The sequence below is a fragment of the Geodermatophilus obscurus DSM 43160 genome, assembly GCF_000025345.1.
In the GTDB taxonomy this organism is placed as follows: domain Bacteria; phylum Actinomycetota; class Actinomycetes; order Mycobacteriales; family Geodermatophilaceae; genus Geodermatophilus; species Geodermatophilus obscurus.
In genome coordinates, this window is sequence record NC_013757.1 from 208,475 (window position 1) to 221,085 (window position 12,611).

Below are 12,611 nucleotides of genomic sequence, written 5' to 3' on the forward strand. Positions count from 1 at the left end.
TCGTGGTCCGCGCCCGCTCGGACACCGGCTGCCCTACCCACCGCGTGCCAGAGTGACCCCGCGCCACCCCTGAGACCCCGGCGAGGAACCCGATGAGCGACCCCACCCGACTGCCCGACCTGGCCAGCCGCGCGCTGGGCGGGGCGGTGCTGGCGGCGAACGACGAGTTCTTCGCCGCGAAGGAGAACCTCGTGCTGCCGCACCCGCCGCAGGCGCTGCCCGGTTTCGGCCACCGCGGCAAGGAGTACGACGGCTGGGAGACCCGGCGCCGCCGCTCCCCGGGGTCGGACTGGGCGATCGTCCGGCTCGGCGTGCCGGGCGTCGTCGCGGCGGTCGTCGTCGACACCGCGCACTTCACCGGCAACCACCCTGCTCAGGCATCCCTCGAGGGGGCCTCGGTCGAGGGCCACCCCACCGTCGCCGAGCTGGAGCGCGCCGACTGGCAGCCGCTGGTGCCGCTGTCGGACCTCGCCGGTGACAGCGCCAACACCTTCCCGGTCGACTCGACCCGGCGGGTCACCCACGTGCGGCTGACCATCTCCCCCGACGGCGGGGTGGCGCGGCTGCGGGTGCACGGCACCGCGGTCCCCGACCCACGCCTGGTCGACGCGGGCCCGTTCGACCTCGCCGCGCTGGAGAACGGCGGGCGGGTGACCGGGGTGAGCGACGAGTTCTACGGCCGCCCGGTGCAGCTGGTGTCCCCCGGCCTGGCCCGGTCGATGGGCGAGGGGTGGGAGACCCGGCGGCGGCGCGGCGAGGGCAACGACTGGGTGCAGCTCACCCTGGCCTGCGAGGGCGTCGTGACCCTGGCCGAGCTGGACACCTCGTGGTTCCTCGGCAACGCGCCCGGTTCGGCGTCCCTCACCGGCAGCGGCCCGGACGGCGAGGTCGTCGTCCTGCCCCGGACCCGGCTGCAGTCCGACACCCGGCACCGCTTCGTCCTCGAGGGTGGGCCGGCGGTGGACCGGGTACGGCTGGACGTCCTCCCCGACGGCGGCATGGCCCGGCTGCGGCTGTGGGGCCGGCCGACCGCCGCCGGCCGGGAGGCGCTGGGGCGGCGCTGGTTCGACGCGCTGCCCGACGTCCAGGCGCTGGAGGTCCTGCAGTCGGCGGGGGTGGCGCCGGCCGAGGCCGGCCGGCTGGTCGGTGCCCGCCCGCTCGGCGCGGACCTGCCCCCGGCGGTGGCCCGGCTGGTCCTCGGCCCTGGGAACGGAACGGTCCAGGACGCGGGAGGACGTCGCTAGGGTCGGCCGCGTGCCACCTCGCCGTCTCCGCGTGCTCGCCGCCGTCCCTGTCCTGGCCATCGGCCTGACCGCGTGCAGCTCGTCGATCGGGCAGGACGAGCTGGAGACCCAGGTGGCCGGCACGCTGGAGTCCCGGTTCGGCGTGGCGGCCGGCGTCTCCTGCCCCGGCGACCTCGACGCCGAGGTGGACGCGACCACCGAGTGCACCGCCACCGAGATCGACACCGGCGAGGAGGTCGTGCTGCGGATCACCGTGACCTCGGTCGAGGACGGCGCCGCCGAGTTCGACATCGCGCCGGTCGACTGAGCCGTCGTCACGCCGCCGTCACATGCGGTGGGCAGGATGCGGTGCGTGAGGACCCCCGCTGACCTGCTGGTGCACGACGCCGAGCTGCTGGCCACCGTCGACGACGGCCGACGCGAGATCCCGGGCGGCTGGGTGGCGGTCACCGACGGGGTGGTGACCGGGGTGGGCGGCCCGGGCGACCCCGCGCCCGCCGCCGTCCGCAGGGTCGACGCGCGCGGCTGCCTGGTGACGCCGGGGCTGGTGAACACCCACCACCACCTGTACCAGAACCTCACCCGTGCCTTCGCCCCCGCGCTGACCGGCGGCCTGTTCGAATGGCTGGTCACCCTCTACCCGCTGTGGGCGCGGCTGGACGAGGAGGCCGCCTTCGTCAGCGCCTACGTCGGGCTCACCGAGCTGGCGCTGTCGGGCTGCACCACCTCGACCGACCACCTCTACGTGCACCCGCGCGGCGGCGGCGACCTGATCTCCGCGGAGGTCGCCGCCGCCCGCGAGCTCGGTGTGCGCTTCTCCCCGACCCGGGGCTCGATGTCGCTGTCGGTCGAGGACGGCGGCCTGCCCCCGGCCTCCGTCGTCCAGGACGACGACGACATCCTCGCCGACTCCAAGCGCCTGGTGGACGCCCACCACGACCGCTCGCCGCACGCGATGACCCGCATCGCGCTCGCGCCCTGCTCGCCGTTCAGCGTCTCGCCGGCCCTCATGCGCCGCACCGCGGAGCTCGCCGAGGACCTCGACGTCCGGCTGCACACGCACCTGTGCGAGACGCGGGACGAGGACGCCTTCTGCCTGGCCACCTTCGGCCGCCGCCCGGTCGACCACCTCGCCGACGTCGGCTGGCTGTCCGACCGGGTGTGGCTGGCGCACGTGGTGTGGCCCTCGGCCGACGAGGTGGCCCGGCTGGGCGCGGCGCGGGTCGGGGCGGCGCACTGCCCGTCGTCCAACATGGTGCTGGGCAGCGGGCTGGCGCCGGTGGCCGAGCTGCGGGCGGCCGGGGCGCCGGTCGGGCTCGGCGTGGACGGGTCGTCGTCGGCGGACTCCGCGTCGCTGTGGCTGGAGGCCCGGACGGCGATGCTGCAGGGCAAGCTGCGGCATGGCGCGGGCGCGATGTCGGCCCGCGACGCGTTGGAGATGGCCACCCGCGGCGGCGCGGCCTGCCTCGGGCGCACCGGTGAGATCGGTGAGCTGTCGGTGGGCGCGTGTGGGGACCTCGCGGTTTGGTCGCTGGAGGGCCCGGCGTTCGCCGGCGCGCTGTCCGACCCGGTGGAGGCGTGGCTGCGGTGCGGCCCGGTCGCGGCCCGCCACACCGTCGTCGCCGGGCGGTCCGTGGTCGAGGACGGCGTCCCGGTGCACCCCGGCCTGGATGAGCAGCTCGCCGTCCACCGCCGGGTGTCCGCGTGGATCCAGGCGGCCGTCTGAGGTGGCCCCGTCCAGAGGCTCGCCGCGGCTCCGTCCCGGGCACCGCCCTGAGCTTGCGAAGGGTGGGGAGGACGGGGTCCTTCCACGGTGAGGAGGACGGGGTCCTTCCTCAGAGGGCGGCGGCGAGGGCCTCGAGGTCGTCGAGCGTGGCGTCCAGGTGCGGCGAGACGCGCAGCACCGGCCCGGTCATCTCGCCCGGCGCCCGCTGCGTCCCGATCGCGGTGGTGACGATGCCCTGCTCGGCCAGCAGCCGGGCCCGGGTGGTGACGACGTCGACGCCGTCGGGCGGGCGCAGCGTCGTGGTGGCGGTCGGCTCGTCGTGCGGCTCGACCACCCGCCAGCCGGCGGCGCCGTCGAGCACCTCGCGCCCGGCCCGGCCGAGCGCGGCCAGCCGCTCGCGCACGCGCAGCGGCCCCGCGGCGAGGTGCTCGCCGACGGCCAGCACCAGCCCGACCCGGCCGGCCACGTGCGCCTCCCCGGACTCGAAGGCGCGCAGCGGCGGGACGTCGTCCGGCGCGGTCAGCAGCGGGGTGAGCTCGGCGGCGACCGCGGGCCGGACGCACAGCACGCCCACCCCGCGCGGCCCGGCCAGCCACTTGCGGGACGTCGAGTAGACGACGTCGGCGCCGAGGTCGGTGTCGACGTGCCCCAGCGACTGGGCGGCGTCGAGCACCAGCGGCACCCCGGCCTCCCGGCACAGGGCGGCGACCTCGGCGGCCGGCTGCACGGTGCCGCGGTGGCTGGCTACGTGTGTCAGGTGCACCGCATGCGGCGGGTCGGTCGCCAGCAGCCGGGCCACGCCGTCGAGGTCGGCCCGCCCGAGGTCGTCCACCGGCAGGGCCTCGACCGTCAGCTCGGCAGCACGCAGCTGGGCGGCGTTCGGGGCGTACTCGCCGGGCAGGCAGGCCACCCGCGCCCCGGGTGGCAGCCGCCACCCGGCGAGCAGTGCGGCCAGCGCGGCCTGCGCGGACTCGACGAAGACGACGTCCGCGGCGGCCATCCCGACGAGCCCGCCGATCACCGACCGGCCCTGCTGCAGCAGATCCTCGGCGGTCGCCTCGGCGACGTACCCGCCCAGCTCGGCCTCGTGCCGGGCGTGGTGGGCGACTGCCTCGAGCACCCGGTGGCTCTGCCGGCTGCACGCGGCAGTGTCCAGGTGCCGGCCCGCCGGACGGGGCCGGGCCGAGCGCCACACGGCGCCGAGGTCCTCGTGGGCGAGGGTCGATCCCAGCGCGGTCACGCACCCACGGTAGGCGAGGCGGTTCAGCTCTCCAGCACGCCGCGGACGACCGACTCCCCGGAGTGGGACGGGTCGCCGTCGAGCGGCTCCACCGAGACGTCGACCACCGGGTACTCGCCGAGGTCGAGCCCGGGCGGCAGCTCCAGCGTGGCGTCGCTGCCGCCCTGCACCACCCCGACCGGCACGAGCCGGGCGACCGCCTCGTCGAGCAGCCACACCTCGTAGTAGCCCTCGTCGAGGGGCACCGCGTCGAGCGTCAGCTCCAGCGCCCGGGAGCCGTCGTCCCGCTCCACCACCCGGGCCTCGCCGGAGGCGTCGCTGTCGCCGAGCGGGTCCAGCGCGGCGGCGGCCACGGCCAGGCCGTCGTCCCCCGTGCCGAGGGCCACCGCGCCGGCGCCGATGCCGACGCCCACGACCAGGGACGCCGCGGCGGCGAGCAGCAGCCGTGAGCGGCGGGTCCGCAGCGGCACCACGGCTGCCGGGGCGGGCTCGGGTGCCGCGGCTGGCGGAGCAGGCGGGGCGGCGGCCGGGGGAGCAGGCGGGGCGGCGGCCGGCGGAGGCGGAGCGGCAGCGGCGAGCGCCTCCGCGCGGGGCGCGGTGGTGACCCCGGTGGCGGCGGCGATCCCCGCCCAGACGCTCGGCGGCGGGAGGACGGCGGCGCCCGGCGCGGCCAGCTGGGGGACGGCGAGCAGGTCGACCCCGCGGCGCAGCGACGCCAGCTCCTCGCGGCACTGCGCGCAGGACTCCAGGTGGGCGGTGTCGTCGGCGGGCAGCGGCTCGCGCAGCGCCGCCAGGGACAGCTGCTCAGGCGTGCAGTGCCGCACCGTCCACCTCCAACCGTGACCTCAGGCGTTCGAGGGTGCGCCGGATGTGGGACTTGACCGTGCCGAGGGGCAGGCCGGTGCGGTCGGCGATCTGGGTGTGCGTGAGGTCCTCGAAGAAGGCCAGCTCGATGATGCCCCGCTGCGGCTGGCCCAGTTGCTCCAGCTCGCCGAGCAGCAGCACCCGGTCGGCGACGGCGGTGTCGACCTGCGGGCCCGTGGTCTGCGGCGCCGAGCGGGCCTCGGTGATCGCGGCCTCGGCGGCGCGGCGCTGGCGGTCGCGGCGGGCCCAGGTGTCGGCGATCTTGTGCCGGCAGACGCCGACCAGCCAGGCCGGCAGCGGCCCCTGCTCGGGGCGGTACCCGGCGCGGCCGGTCCAGGCCGAGACGAACACCTGCTGGGTAACGTCCTCGGCGTCCGGGCCCGGTCCGAAGGCGCGCACGGCCATCCCGTGGATCTGCCCGGCGAAGCGCTCGTATGCCCAGGCCAGCGCCTGCTCGTCACCGGCGGCGAACCGGCGGCCCACCTCGGCGTCGTCGGGCTCGGGATCGGGATCCCGCAGCGGTTCGACGTCCGAGGCCACCCGCCCGACCCTAGCCGTGCCCTGCTCCAGCAGCCCCGTCACCGCACCGGCTCCGCGACGGCCACGACGTCCCCCTGGAAGCCGCCGACGCCGGGGAGGAACGGTCCGTCACGCGGAACGGGCACGGGTCGGGGCGGCCCCGGGTGGGCGGAGGGGCGGTCGAGTGGGAAGGCCTCCTCGTCGACCACCTCGTGCGAGGCGACCCGCCGGCGGGTGGCCGCGGCGGCGAGGCCGGATGCGGTGCGGGAGCAGGTCATGGCGGAGTCCTCCCGTCGTCGGCCGGTCGTGCCTCGCACTCCTCCTTCCGCGGACGACGGCACCCCGGATGCAGCGACCCGGCGCCCCGACTGCCCGTCGCCCGCCCCGGGCGCTGGCGGCCGACGAGGGTGAGGGTGGCCCCCTGCAGGGGCCCGTTGGCCCGTCCCGGGTCCCGCCCCGAGCGTGCGAGGGGTGGGGAGGACGGGGTCCTCAGCGAGCGGTGGGGGAAAGGGGGTCCTCCTGCTACGCCGGGACCGAGAGCGAGACGCCGAAGTCGCCGTCGGGGTCGGTCCACCACTGCGTCATCCGCAGACCCGCCGCGGCCAGCTCGGCCTCGACCCGCTCACGGCGGAACTTCGCCGACACCTCGGTGCGCATCTCCTCGCCGGCGGCGAACCGGACGTCGAGGTCCAGTGCGGGGACGCGCACCACCTGGTCGGTCAGCGAGCGCAGCCGCATCTCGATCCACTCGTGCTCGGCGTCCCACGCGGCGACGTGCTCGAAGGCAGCGGGGTCGAAGTCGGCGCCCAGCTCGCGGTCCAGCACGCGCAGCACGTTGCGGTTGAACTCCGCGGTGACCCCCGCCGCGTCGTCGTACGCGCGCACCAGCCGGGCCGGGTCCTTGACCAGGTCGGTGCCGAGGAGGAAGGAGTCCCCGGGCTGCAGCGTGCCGGCCAGGTCGGTGAGGAACGCCGCCCGCGCCGCCGGCTCCAGGTTGCCGATGGTCGAGCCCAGGAAGGCCACCAGCCGGCGTCCCGACCGGGGCAGCTCGCCCAGGTGCCGGGTGAAGTCGCCGACGACGGCGTCCACGGCCACGCCCGGGTACTCGGCGGTGATCGCCGCCCCGGCCGCCTGCAGCACCGACGGGTCGACGTCGCACGGCACGAACCGGCGCAGCGTGCCGGCATCGCGCAGCGCGTCCAGCAGCAGCCGGGTCTTCTCCGACGTCCCGCTGCCCAGCTCGACCAGCACGTCGGCATCCGAGGCCGCGGCGATCGCGCCGGCGTGCGCGGCCAGCACGGCCCGCTCGGCGCGGGTCGGGTAGTACTCCGGCAGCCGGGTGATCTCGTCGAACAGCTCGCTGCCGCGCTCGTCGTAGAACCACCGGGGCGGCAGCGTCTTCGGCGAGGCGGTCAGCCCGGCGAGGGCGTCGGCGCGCAGCGCGGCGGCGGCGTCCTCGGGGGCGAGGTGGCTGGTCAGCGAGATCGACACGGGGTTCCTCAGGGGAGTGGGGTGAGCGTCAGGCCGTCGGGGGTGACCTCGACGAGGGAGTGGTCGGGGACGTCGGCCCACCGCGGGTCGTCGTCCCACGGCTCGCTGGCCAGCGCGGTGCCGTCGGGGGTGACCAGCGCCGACAGCGTGTCGCCCCAGGTGGTGGCCAGCAGGCGGGTGCCGTCGGCGGCGAGCAGGTTCAGCCGGGCGCCGGGGTCGGCCGCACCCACCTCGCGGACGGTGGCGCCGAGTGCGTCGAGCCCCCGGTCGAACACCAGCGCCGCCAGCAGCGCGCTGTCGACGGTCGACTCGGCGTCGCGCACCGGGGGCAGCACCGCGCGGTCCACCCGGCCGTTGTGCGACAGCAGCCACCGGCCGTCGGTGAACGGCGCCGCCGCGCTCTCCTCCAGCGGCATGCCGACGGTGGCCGAGCGGACGGCGGCCACCACGCACCCGGAGGAGACCACCGGCGCCACCGAGGCGAACGAGGGATCGCCCCACAGCGGGCGCGCCGAGCGCCAGCGCGCCGGCTGCACCCGGCCGGGGGTGAAGAAGCCCACGCCCCAGCCGTCGGCGTTGACCGTGCCGTACCGCTGGCGGCGCGGCGCGTACGACTGCACCAGCAGCGAGGACGGCGGCTCGGTCACCAGCGCGGACAGCGTCCGCGGGCGGCCCAGCCAGGCGAGGTGGCGGCACACGCTCAGGCGGCCGTCCCGTCGACGGACCAGGCCAGCCGGAAGCCGCTGAACACCTGGCGGCGGATCGGGTGGTCCCAGTTGCGGAAGCCGGGCCGCAGGATCGACGCGCCCACCGCCCACGAGCCGCCGCGCAGCACCTTGTAGTCGCCGCCGAAGAACGGGGCGGAGTAGTCGGCGTAGAGCATCGGCCGGAAGCCCGGCCACGGGGTGAAGTCCGAGGACGTCCACTCCCACACGTCGCCCATCAGCTGCTCGACGCCGTAGGCCGAGGCGCCCGCCGGGTAGGCGCCGACCGGAGCCGGGCGCAGCGCGTCGCCGCCGAGGTTGGCCAGCGCGGACGACGGCTCGGCCGAGCCCCACGGGAAGCGGCGGCGGCGCCGCGTCGCCGGGTCCCAGACAGCCGCCTTCTCCCACTCCACCTCGGTGGGCAGCCGCGCGCCGGCCGGGGCCGCTCCGGTCGCCCCGGCCCAGGCCGCGTACGCCTCGGCCTCGAAGTACGTGACGTGCTGGACCGGCTCGTCGCCCGGCACCGTCTCCACGACGCCGAAGCGGGTGCGGGTGCGGGTGCCGTCGGCGCTCCAGGACTGCGGCCGCTCCAGCCCCGCCTCGACCCGGTGCGCCCAGCCCCGCTCGGACCACCAGCGCCGGTCGCCGTACCCGCCGTCGGCGACGAACCCGGCGTACTCGGCGTTGGTCACCGGCACCCGGCCGATGCGGAACGACGGGACGTCGACGACGTGCGCCGGCCGCTCGTTGTCCAGCGAGAACGGCTCGTCGGCAGCGTCCACGCCCAGCACGAACTCCCCGCCGGGCACGAGCACCGACGTGCCGGCGACCCCGCTCCGACCCGGCGGCAGCGGCGTCCCGGCGCCGAGCAGCGGCGGCCCGGAGCGCAGGTCGAGCGCCTGCAGCATCGTCTCGTCGTGCTGCTGCTCGTGGCTGACGACCATCGCGAAGTCGAACGGGTCGCCGTCGTCGTCCCGGCCGAGCCGCCCCAGCCGGTCGAGCACCCGGCCGCGCACCTCGCCGCAGAACGACCGTGCCTCCACCGGCGGCAGCAGCGGCAGCCGGGAGCGGACCGCGCGGGGGTGGGTAAACGCGTCGTAGAGCGCTTCCACGTCGGCCGGCAGCAGCCCCTCGCGGCGGGCGTCGCCGCGGCGCAGCAGCCAGAGGTCCTCCTGCTGGCCGATGTGCGCGAGGTCCCAGACCAGCGGGCTGAGCAGCGGGGTGTGCTGGCGCAGCAGCTCGGGCTCGTCGTGGTCGGTCAGCCGCAGCGTGCGCTGCCGGGCGGCCTCCAAGTCGCGGGCGAGGGTCTCGGTCAGGTCGGTCACGAGGAGGCCTCCGTGGCGGAGAGGAGGGCGGCGGTGGGGCCACCGGCCCGGGCGGTGTCGAGCAGGGCGTCGCCGGGGCAGCGGCCCCGGTCGACCAGGTCGGCGAGCGCCTCCACCTCCGGCCGGAGCGCGACGGGGACGGCGGCGCAGGCGGCGGCGAGGCAGGTGCGGGCGGCGGTGTGCAGCGCGGGGTCGGCCAGGCCGACGCGGGCGGCGCGGTCCCAGGCCCCGGCGACCGGTGCGGTGGCCGCCGCGGCGTGCCCGGCCGCGACCGGGTCGTCGAGCAGCACCGCCGTCACCGCGGCCAGCGCCGGCCACCACGGCTCGGGCGCGGCGTCGAGGTAGCGGATCTCCAGGTAGCCGCGCGGCCGCACCGGCGGGAACAGCGTGGTCAGGTGGTAGTCCAGGTCGGCGGCCGTGGGCGCCCGGCCACCGAGCGGGACGGCGCCGGTCACCCAGTCGGCGAAGCGGACCCGCTCGCGCACCGGCGCCGCCCCGCCGCCGTCCGGGTCGCTCACCAGCATCACCGGCGCGGCCAGCGCGTACGCGGCCCACTCGCCCGCCGGGTCGGCGCCGCCGAGCAACGGCCCGCAGCGGGCCTGGTCGAGGTCGCTCCAGACCCGCTGCCGCTGCGACACCCAGCCGGTCGGCCGCCCGCCGGCGAGCGGGGAGCAGGCCGCGACGGCGACCAGGGTGGGCCCCAGCTGGTGGGCCAGGGACACCCGCTCGCTCCAGCCGGCGCACGGCCCGGCGTCCAGGTTGACCTGCAGCGCGGCGGTGCCGGCCATCATCGCCGTCCCGGCCTCCGCGCAGCCGACGGCGGCGAAGTGCTCCTCCATCGCGGCGTAGCGGGGGGCCGGGCAGACCCGGGCCGGGGGCCGCAGCGGGTCGGCGCCCACCGGGGCCACGGCCAGCCGCTCGGCAACCAGGGCCGCGGCGAGCACGTCGCGGTCGGCGCGCAACGCCGCCACCGCGGCGGCGACGTCCGGGTACGGCGGGCCGGACAGCTCCACCTGGCCGCCGGGCTCGAGGGTGACCCGGCTGCCGCCGGGCAGCGCCGGGAGCGCGTCGACGATTCCGGTGATCCGCTGCCAGGGGACGCGGGTCGCGGGCGCGGCGAGGTCGACCAGGTGGGCCTCCAGCTCCAGGCCGACCGAGCCGACCGGCCCCGCCCGCAGCGCGGCACCGGCGACGTGCGCCGCGGCGGCGTCCAGGTCGAGGGCAGCCGTGCGCTCCTCGGTGATCGGGGCCACGGGCCCCACCCCCCTCCAGGTCCGGACCGGTCGACGTCGACCGCGGGTCGGTGCGGGGGCGGCCCGTCCTGCAGCCGTCCTCTGATTCCCATCCTGCACGGGGTCACCGACAGATACGCAACCCGGCGGCGCCCCACCGGTGTTCGCGTCAGGATCGTCCGGTGGATGTCGATCGGGACCGGGATCCGGCAGGCCGGGCGCGCAACGCCCGACCCCGCGACGCGCTGGGGCGGCCGTTGCCGCGCGGAGCCGTGGGGGAGGAGCGGGCGCCGGAGGGTGTCCTCCGGACGCCGGACCGGGCGCTGACGGAGGCCCAGCAGCTGCTGGACGCGGGCCGGCCGTTCCACGCCCACGAGGTGCTCGAGGACGCGTGGAAGTCGTCGCCGGAGGAGGAGCGGCAGCTGTGGCGCGGGCTGGCCCAGCTCGCCGTCGGGCTGACCCACGTGGCGCGCGGCAACGACCGGGGCGCGGCGAGCCTGCTGGAGCGCGGTGCGGGCAACGTCGCCGCCTACGCCGACGCTCCGCCGCACGGCGTCGACGTCGCCGGCCTGGTCGCCTGGGCACGGGAACTGGCGGCCTCGCCCCCGGCGTCCCGCGACGCCGCCGCGCTCGCGCCACGCCTGCGTGCCGCTCGACCCTCGACCTGGTCGAGTGCCCACAATCGTCCCGGCCCTGCTGACCCACGCCACCCGGGGCTCGGGTGACACGCGCTCTGCCCGCGACCGACCCGCCCGCGTGCCGGGCCACCACGGCCGGGTAGAGGAGGGGCGTGACGGACGGACGACGGGCGGACGCGGTACGGGCCGGAGCGGTCCTGGCGGCGGCGGTCGCGCAGATCGCCGGCAGCCCGCTGGGCACGGCGCTCGCCGGGCGCAGTGTGGGCGAGGTCAGCGACGCGACCCGTGCGCTGATCACCCCGGCCGGCTACGCCTTCTCGATCTGGGGGCCGATCTTCGCCGGGGCGCTGGCCTGGGCGGTCTACCAGGCGCTGCCCGCCCAGCGGGGCCGCGCGGTGCACCGGCGGACCGGGTGGCCACTGGCCGCGGCATTCGCCGGGAACGCCGTCTGGGAGCTGGTCTTCCCGCTGGTGGGCGACCGGGTGCCGGTCCTCCCCGCCGTGCTGCTCTTCGCCATCGTCGCCGCCGCGGCGACGGCCTGGGCGCGGCTGCAGGCGATGCCGCTCACCGGGCTGCCACGGCTGCTCCCCGCGGCGGTCACCGGTCTCCTGCTGGGCTGGGTGACCCTCGCCTCGGCGGTGCAGGTGGCCAGCGCCGGTGTCGCGCTCGGGGCGCCGGCCCAGGGGGCGGCGGCACAGGTGTGGGCGGTCGTCGCCCTCGCCGCGGTCGCGACCCTCGGGACGGCGCTCGTGCGGGTCGCGCAGGTGGCCGCCGGGCCGTTCGCCCTGGCCGTGGTGTGGGGTCTGCTCGCGGTCGCCGTCGACGGCGGACCGGGCGTGGTGACCGCCGCTGCGGTGGCCGCCGCCGTCGTCGTGACCGGGACCCTCGCGGTCCGGGTGGCCGGACGGCGCGGGCGCGGCGCGCTGCTGGTCGGCTGACCTCCGTCCCGCCGGAGCGGTTCCGAACGGCCGGCGGCGACGCTTCCCCCGTGGAGTGACCCGGAGCACACTGCCTGGGTGTGAGCGCCGCGCCCGCCGTCGACCGCGTCCGTGAGGCGCGGGCCGCGCTGGGGGCCGACGGTGCCGACCCGTGGGGCGACTCGCCCCGGGGCGGCGGCCCGGGCATCGTGGTAGCCGACACCTACCTGCAGACGACGGCCGTGCGGGCCGGTTGAGGGGGAGCGCCGTGAGGAGCTACGAGGCGGCCGCGCGGATCGACGCGAGCCCTGAGCAGGTGTGGGCGCTGCTGGTCGACGTGGGCAGCTGGCGGGACTGGGACTCCGGCGTCGACCGGGTGGACGGCCGGGTCGCGCTCGGCGAGAAGCTGACGCTCTACGCCACGATGATCCGCAACCGCCCCTTCACGGTGACGGTCACCGAGATCCGCCCGCGCGAGGTCATGCGCTGGCGCGGCGGGCTGCCGCTGGGGCTGGCGGTCATCGAGCGCACCTACTCCCTCGACGACCAGGAGGACGGCAGCACGGTGCTCACCGTCCGCGAGGACCACTCCGGCCCGCTGGCGGGGCTGCTCGCCCGCTCGACGCCGGACCTGAACCCCTCCTTCCGCCACTTCTGCGAGGGGCTCAAGGCCCGCGCCGAGGGGCGCGCCTCCCGCCCCACCGGCTGACC

15 protein-coding genes are annotated in these 12,611 nt (G+C 77.4%); 7 read left to right on the top strand and 8 right to left on the bottom strand.

Features of this window, described 5'->3' with window-relative positions; genetic code table 11:
* Positions 1–92: 92 nt before the first annotated feature.
* The 3 genes from alc to GOBS_RS00975 are packed head-to-tail and all read left to right on the top strand — an operon-like array spanning position 93 to position 2,970.
* Positions 93–1,244, top strand: a complete 1,152-nt coding sequence (alc, locus tag GOBS_RS00965; protein WP_012946442.1) for an allantoicase — start codon at positions 93–95, stop codon at positions 1,242–1,244.
* A 10-nt stretch (positions 1,245–1,254) separates the two neighbouring features.
* On the top strand, positions 1,255–1,551 hold the full coding sequence (locus tag GOBS_RS00970; RefSeq protein WP_166487238.1) for a DUF4333 domain-containing protein: 297 nt from the start codon (positions 1,255–1,257) through the stop codon (positions 1,549–1,551).
* Positions 1,552–1,587: 36 nt separating this feature from the next.
* The gene (locus GOBS_RS00975) at positions 1,588–2,970 is read left to right on the top strand and encodes an 8-oxoguanine deaminase (protein WP_041241260.1); all 1,383 of its coding nucleotides are present in this window, start codon (positions 1,588–1,590) and stop codon (positions 2,968–2,970) included.
* 109 nt (positions 2,971–3,079) lie between these two features.
* Here GOBS_RS00975 and egtE read toward each other — a convergent pair whose 3' ends face one another.
* The 8 genes from egtE to egtA all read right to left on the bottom strand — a co-directional run bounded on the left by egtE (position 3,080) and on the right by egtA (position 10,366).
* A complete protein-coding gene (gene egtE, locus GOBS_RS00980; RefSeq protein ID WP_012946445.1) occupies positions 3,080–4,210 on the bottom strand; it encodes an ergothioneine biosynthesis PLP-dependent enzyme EgtE in 1,131 nt (376 codons plus the stop codon).
* Positions 4,211–4,233: 23 nt separating this feature from the next.
* Positions 4,234–5,034, bottom strand: a complete 801-nt coding sequence (locus tag GOBS_RS00985; RefSeq protein ID WP_012946446.1) for an anti-sigma factor — start codon at positions 5,032–5,034, stop codon at positions 4,234–4,236.
* Positions 5,015–5,614 carry an RNA polymerase sigma factor gene (locus tag GOBS_RS00990; RefSeq protein ID WP_243697609.1) on the bottom strand — a complete coding sequence of 200 codons (600 nt, stop codon included), beginning with the start codon at positions 5,612–5,614 and terminating at the stop codon, positions 5,015–5,017. Before GOBS_RS00990 ends, GOBS_RS00985 begins: the two co-directional genes overlap by 20 nt.
* 38 nt (positions 5,615–5,652) lie before the next feature.
* The gene (locus GOBS_RS00995; protein ID WP_012946448.1) at positions 5,653–5,871 is read right to left on the bottom strand and encodes a hypothetical protein; all 219 of its coding nucleotides are present in this window, start codon (positions 5,869–5,871) and stop codon (positions 5,653–5,655) included.
* Positions 5,872–6,115: 244 nt separating this feature from the next.
* The gene (egtD, locus tag GOBS_RS01000) at positions 6,116–7,084 is read right to left on the bottom strand and encodes an L-histidine N(alpha)-methyltransferase (RefSeq protein WP_012946449.1); all 969 of its coding nucleotides are present in this window, start codon (positions 7,082–7,084) and stop codon (positions 6,116–6,118) included.
* An 8-nt stretch (positions 7,085–7,092) separates the two neighbouring features.
* Positions 7,093–7,782 (bottom strand): ergothioneine biosynthesis protein EgtC, encoded by a 690-nt coding sequence (egtC, locus tag GOBS_RS01005; protein WP_012946450.1) that lies wholly within the window; start codon positions 7,780–7,782, stop codon positions 7,093–7,095.
* A 2-nt stretch (positions 7,783–7,784) separates the two neighbouring features.
* On the bottom strand, positions 7,785–9,113 hold the full coding sequence (egtB, locus tag GOBS_RS01010; RefSeq protein ID WP_012946451.1) for an ergothioneine biosynthesis protein EgtB: 1,329 nt from the start codon (positions 9,111–9,113) through the stop codon (positions 7,785–7,787).
* Positions 9,110–10,366: an ergothioneine biosynthesis glutamate--cysteine ligase EgtA gene (gene egtA, locus GOBS_RS01015; protein WP_012946452.1), complete on the bottom strand. Its 1,257-nt coding sequence runs from the start codon at positions 10,364–10,366 to the stop codon at positions 9,110–9,112. The genes egtB and egtA overlap by 4 nt, the downstream gene beginning before the upstream one ends.
* A gap of 161 nt (positions 10,367–10,527) precedes the next feature.
* Between egtA and GOBS_RS01020 the strand changes: the two genes are divergently transcribed.
* The 4 genes from GOBS_RS01020 to GOBS_RS01030 all read left to right on the top strand — a co-directional run bounded on the left by GOBS_RS01020 (position 10,528) and on the right by GOBS_RS01030 (position 12,609).
* Positions 10,528–11,070, top strand: coding sequence for a DUF309 domain-containing protein (locus GOBS_RS01020; RefSeq protein ID WP_012946453.1), 543 nt, complete (start codon positions 10,528–10,530; stop codon positions 11,068–11,070).
* A 65-nt stretch (positions 11,071–11,135) separates the two neighbouring features.
* Positions 11,136–11,921, top strand: coding sequence for a hypothetical protein (locus tag GOBS_RS01025; protein WP_012946454.1), 786 nt, complete (start codon positions 11,136–11,138; stop codon positions 11,919–11,921).
* A gap of 80 nt (positions 11,922–12,001) precedes the next feature.
* On the top strand, positions 12,002–12,157 hold the full coding sequence (locus GOBS_RS26975) for a hypothetical protein (RefSeq protein WP_012946455.1): 156 nt from the start codon (positions 12,002–12,004) through the stop codon (positions 12,155–12,157).
* An 11-nt stretch (positions 12,158–12,168) separates the two neighbouring features.
* Positions 12,169–12,609, top strand: a complete 441-nt coding sequence (locus GOBS_RS01030; RefSeq protein WP_012946456.1) for an SRPBCC domain-containing protein — start codon at positions 12,169–12,171, stop codon at positions 12,607–12,609.
* Positions 12,610–12,611: the final 2 nt, after the last annotated feature.

Excerpts from the sequence above, each read along its gene's own strand:
- alc (WP_012946442.1), top strand. The coding sequence starts at position 93 with ATGAGCGACCCCACCCGACTGCCCGACCTGGCCAGCCGCGCGCTGGGC.
- GOBS_RS00975 (WP_041241260.1), top strand. The coding sequence starts at position 1,588 with ATGCGGTGCGTGAGGACCCCCGCTGACCTGCTGGTGCACGACGCCGAG.
- GOBS_RS00995 (WP_012946448.1), bottom strand. The coding sequence starts at position 5,871 with ATGACCTGCTCCCGCACCGCATCCGGCCTCGCCGCCGCGGCCACCCGC.